General features: G+C 45.4%; 1 protein-coding gene. It reads right to left on the bottom strand.

What is annotated here, in order from left to right:
* Positions 1–705: chemotaxis protein CheB (locus tag A3757_RS01060; RefSeq protein WP_304439157.1), on the bottom strand; the 705-nt coding region annotated here is incomplete at its 3' end.
* Positions 706–793 lie beyond the last annotated feature (88 nt).

Here is a 793-nt window from a genome sequence, read left to right on the forward strand (position 1 = left end):
ATGCGCAAACAGATTTCTTAATAAATGGTCAATTGATGGACCATAGGGTCCTTCCCATTCATTGTCTCTAATTGAGACACCATTAGATGAAAAGCAGACTTCATTGTCGACAGGAACGACGAGAACTTCGCCATCTTTAACTAAACAGCAGTCGGTTATAGGCTTTAGGTCGAGCATTGAATGACGGCCTAAGACGCGTGTTAGTACGCCCGAGAAGTGGGCATCGACATGCTGAGCATAAAGAAAGCCGGCTCTGATCGTAGATGGAATTTCATCCAGGAACTCTTTCACCGCTGCAGGACCACCGAGTGAGGCTGCTAGAACCCAAACGTCTTTAGATGGCGGATGAGACAGTCTGGGTGCCTTTTCGATGTCTGAAGGCTGGCTGAAAACGGGCTTAGACTGAGCTTTATCTATTGCGACGTGATTGGTGGCCTGGGAGTCTAGAGCGAGTATAGAGTCTTCTGATTCTAGAATATCAATGCAACCAAGATGCTCTTCTAGTTTACTGACTAGTCGTCGTTCCCACGAAATATATTGCTCATCGTGTTTTCCTGGGGCTTTATCCAAACCAAAGAGCACAGGAATATTGTCTGCTTGGTCAATGATGTCATCTAACGCTACCGACTCAAAAGTATCTTCTTGCAAAGCTAAAATCCAGCATTGGATCTGATCGAGTTTTTCACTTTGTTGCTGTGCAAGCATATCGGGCTCACAACTGATAACAGGGTTTAAGCCAAAAGCGTTGAGTGCTTTGCTCAGAACGTGCCTTTGTAAGGCACAATCCGATATG

Source organism: Oleiphilus sp. HI0117 (genome assembly GCF_001635235.1).